The sequence below is a fragment of the Microcystis sp. M53603_WE2 genome (assembly GCF_030065435.1).
In genome coordinates this window covers 1-3,680 of sequence record NZ_JASJFF010000734.1, presented here as the reverse complement: position 1 = coordinate 3,680, position 3,680 = coordinate 1, and the positions used below count along the sequence as shown (strand labels likewise).

4 protein-coding genes are annotated in these 3,680 nt (G+C 46.0%); 1 reads left to right on the top strand and 3 read right to left on the bottom strand.

Going from position 1 to position 3,680, the window contains the following annotated elements:
• The coding region (locus PX481_RS15875; protein WP_288094942.1) for a M14 family metallopeptidase at positions 1 to 777 on the bottom strand (777 nt) is incomplete at its 3' end.
• A 72-nt stretch (positions 778 to 849) separates the two neighbouring features.
• On the opposite strand from PX481_RS15875, the gene PX481_RS15870 reads away from it, so the two are divergent.
• Positions 850 to 1,062: a hypothetical protein gene (locus PX481_RS15870; RefSeq protein ID WP_002758960.1), complete on the top strand. Its 213-nt coding sequence runs from the start codon at positions 850 to 852 to the stop codon at positions 1,060 to 1,062.
• On the opposite strand, the gene PX481_RS15865 is transcribed toward PX481_RS15870, so the two are convergent.
• Together PX481_RS15865 and PX481_RS15860 are read right to left on the bottom strand one after the other, a co-directional pair.
• A complete protein-coding gene (locus PX481_RS15865; protein ID WP_002758959.1) occupies positions 1,059 to 1,805 on the bottom strand; it encodes a circadian clock KaiB family protein in 747 nt (248 codons plus the stop codon). The genes PX481_RS15870 and PX481_RS15865 overlap by 4 nt on opposite strands.
• Positions 1,806 to 1,895: 90 nt before the next feature.
• Positions 1,896 to 3,215 (bottom strand): type IV pilus twitching motility protein PilT, encoded by a 1,320-nt coding sequence (locus PX481_RS15860; RefSeq protein WP_002758958.1) that lies wholly within the window; start codon positions 3,213 to 3,215, stop codon positions 1,896 to 1,898.
• Positions 3,216 to 3,680 lie beyond the last annotated feature (465 nt).

Sequence of the window (3,680 nt, the reverse complement as noted above, 5' to 3'; positions counted from 1 at the left end):
GGTAACGAAGCCATTAATATTAGTGTTATTTGCCCAAAATTCCGCTTCTGCACGGGTTTCTGGCTCCGAAAAAGGAAAATCTCCGGCCCCCTGTTGTTCCCCTTCAGGAACCCAATAAACGGGATAATTGCGGTTAAAATCTAAGCCTTCTAGGGTGGGGGCAGTGGTAAAATTATAGCCATCGTAATCGCGGATTAAACCTTCGGTGAGCAAAGTGTAAAAAGTTCCCTCAAATTCCTCCGGTTCGCGACGCACCATAATGCGAGGATCTTGTTCAGAAATTTTCCAAGCGCCACAGGTATCTTTTTGGCGCATTTGTAGAATTAAACCATCGCCGTTAATATCTTCAGGATATAGCCCCGGTTTCTCATCCGTGTGGGGATAGGGGCGAATACTCGATCGTAACAGATAGGGAGTAGTGAGATATTTTTCCGCTCCATCCACGGCTAATCGCGGCAAAATATAGACAGTGTAATGGTCAAGAAGTCTGGTAATTTGGGAATTATGACCGTATTGGCGCAAAAGATGGGAGATAGTGTAGAGAGCGACGGCAGAGCCTGTTACTTCCCCCGCATGGGTGTTAGCATCGATCCAATAGGCAGGTTTTTCTAAATAATGGCCTGTGGCTTGATTTGTTAGGGTAGTTAACCAGATATCTCGATTTTCGTAGCTTTTACCGATCGAGGTGAGGCTAATTAAATTAGGATAGGATGAGGCTAGGTTTTTCAGGAAAGAAACTAATTCGGCGTAGGGGTAATAGTGGCTAAAATCAAACATAATCTTCTGCAACTAAAAAAAAGGAGTCTCGGGTTAATTTGAGAAAATATAGGATAATAACAGTAAAAAACTATGGATAGTCAGGATATCGCTCGCTATATCGAAGAAACTAACGGTATTTCTAAGCCTTGGCTGTTGGTGCAATTGCGTCTCAAAAAACTGCAAGAACGTCGTGCCAGTCTTTCCCAACAGGAATATATCCAAGAATTGGATGATATTCAGCAAGACTTAATGAAATTGGGCGAATGGTGGCGAGGAATCGAGTCAGAAGTCTTTAACCCCTAAGCGGTGGCGATAATCTGTAATACTCGCGGTAAATCCTCAAATTCGCCGATGATGCGTTTCACCGGTTGCGGCCAAACCCGGACTAAAGTGGGAATAGCAGAGACATGATTAGATTCCGCTTGTTCTGGATGCTTAGAGATATCGATCACTTTCAGGGTATAGGGATGGTGTAATTCTCGCTCTAGAAGCTGATGGATCGATTCTAGGGTGTGTTTAGTATTGGCATTATTGCCGGAGACAAATAACCGCAAAACATAACCCTTGGGACTAGGGTTAGTATAGTCAGAGTCAGCACTAATCCCCGAAGTCGTTGCGGGGCGTTCCTGATAACGGAGAATCAGATCGTGGGATTGCCAAAGTTGGGGAAACTGCTGACGATAGGTTTCTAAGATAGTGGGATTAGAGGATTGTTCCTGCCAAGGTACAGTAAACCAAGCTCGCTCGTCCGTGGCGAAAATAGCATTTAATAAAGGCTGATAGCGACGGACAAGGGGATAGACTTCGGCTCTAGTATGAATACGGTGACTGTAGGGATCTCGCCAGCGATCGATGGTAGCGGTAAAACTAGGAACTAAAAAATGGGGGGGTTCTGGCAACCCTAAAGCGGACTGGAGAGCAGCGCAGAGATTCAGATGCCAATGAGTTTGTTTATCAGGATCGATACAGTAAATCAGGTCGCCCCCGGGGGTAAACAGGGCGATGCCTTTAAAAATATCGGGCAACACAATCGCGGAAGTGGTCACTTGAGGGGTTCCCCTAGGGAATCAATAGGAGCTTCTATTTTTCTAGACTACTAAACTCTTGACCCCTCAAGGATTTCCTTCAGGGTTTTTCTAGATTCTACCCCGCAGCATCATCGCCATTTCATTGGGAACCGGGGACATTTCCAGGGCGACCTCATCGCTAATCCGTCCCTCTTGATAGAGGTTAAACAGAGATTGATTAGTGGTAATCATGCCATGGTATTCGCCATCTCTCATTAATTCGATAATTTCGTCATTTTTGCCGCTGCAAATGTAATCTTTGACGGTTTCTGTGTTGACGAGAATATCGTGAAAAGCGGTCCGTTTACTGTCGGTGGTGCGACATAAACCCTGGGAAATAATACAAACCAAGGATTCTGCGATCGCCACCCGCATCGATTCCCGTTCCTCGGCGGTATAAAGAGTTAAAATCCGCTCCAGGGTTTTAACGGCGCTGTTGGTGTGCAGGGTTCCCATAACTAAGTGACCAGTTTGGGCAGCTTTCAGGGCAGTATTAACGGTGGATTTGTCCCGCATCTCCCCCACCAGAATAATATCTGGGTCTTCCCGCAAAGAGGCTTTTAGGGCATTATCGAACTCATGGGTGTGTATTCCCACTTCCTTTTGTTTGATCAAACTGCGACGACTTTGGTGGACAAATTCGATCGGGTCTTCGATGGTGATAATATGTTTGGCGTGTTCTTTATTTATGTAATCGACCATGGCTGCTAGGGTGGTGGTTTTCCCTGAACCCGTCGGACCGGTGATTAAAATCAATCCCTTCTGCACATCGCACACATTCCGTAACACAGCCGGTAAGCCCAATTGTTCTATAGTGAGGATTTTCATGGGAATTAGACGCAAAACCATCCCAGGACCGCGCAGACTTTCAAAGATATTAATCCGCACCCTAGCGAATTCGTACTGAGTTGCACCGTCAAATTCTAGGTCTTTTTTAAAGCGAAGGATTTCTTCTTCCCCTAGGATTTCCCGTAACCAACTATAAAAAGTGTTGATGTCAATTTCAGGATAGTTGAGAATAATCATTTCACCACGATCCCGCATCCGGGGTTTTTCTCCAACTCCTAGGTGAACGTCCGAATAACCCCGATCAAAGGCCATCCGGAGCAAATGTTCTAAGGTGGGTTGATTGGGAGCGCGACCCGGCCGGGGTGGCGTTTGGGGAGAAGCAGCCTGACTGGGAGCGCGATTTTGGGGAGGACGTGGGGCGGAAATTTGACCATTTTGCGGCATATTCGGCACGTTTTTGGTCGGTGTCGCCACTTGTTGCGTCATTTCTTCAGTTATCCCCATGCTGATTTCCGTGATTAACTCTGAGGGAGGTATCGGCATGGAGGGAACCGGCAGCGGCTGCAGTGGTCGCGAGGAAGAATTGGGATTTTGACTCATGAGCAATAGGGGTTTTTTCTTTTACTATTCCCCGATTGTACTAACATCTCATCCCCAATTTCTCAATTCCTCACAGACGTTAGACTGAGGAGTAAGGAGTCACTGGTCTCCGAGTCAGGAGACAGGAGACAGGAGACAGGAGATTATTTTTATTTATTCTTCCCACTTCCCCACTTCCCCACTTCCCCACTTCATAATTTATAATTCCCCCTCTCCTATACCTTTTAAACAGGATTTAGACCCCAAAATCGTTATAATGGAGGTTGAGGGCTGATGATTTTGACTACTCATTTCTGTTTGATTATCAGTCTTAGGGGAGGTAAATACGTTGACATCCTCGCCGCCCTAAAAGTGCGGCGATTCCTAAACCTCACGATTTAAGTTTCTGCTTCCACCACCGTCGCATACCACAGTTAAAAAACCATGTACTGTCTTACACAGAGTCCACAGACTTTCGCCCCATTT

Coding starts and splice junctions, on each gene's coding strand:
- PX481_RS15860 (WP_002758958.1), bottom strand. CDS start 3,215: ATGAGTCAAAATCCCAATTCTTCCTCGCGACCACTGCAGCCGCTGCCG.
- PX481_RS15870 (WP_002758960.1), top strand. CDS start 850: ATGGATAGTCAGGATATCGCTCGCTATATCGAAGAAACTAACGGTATT.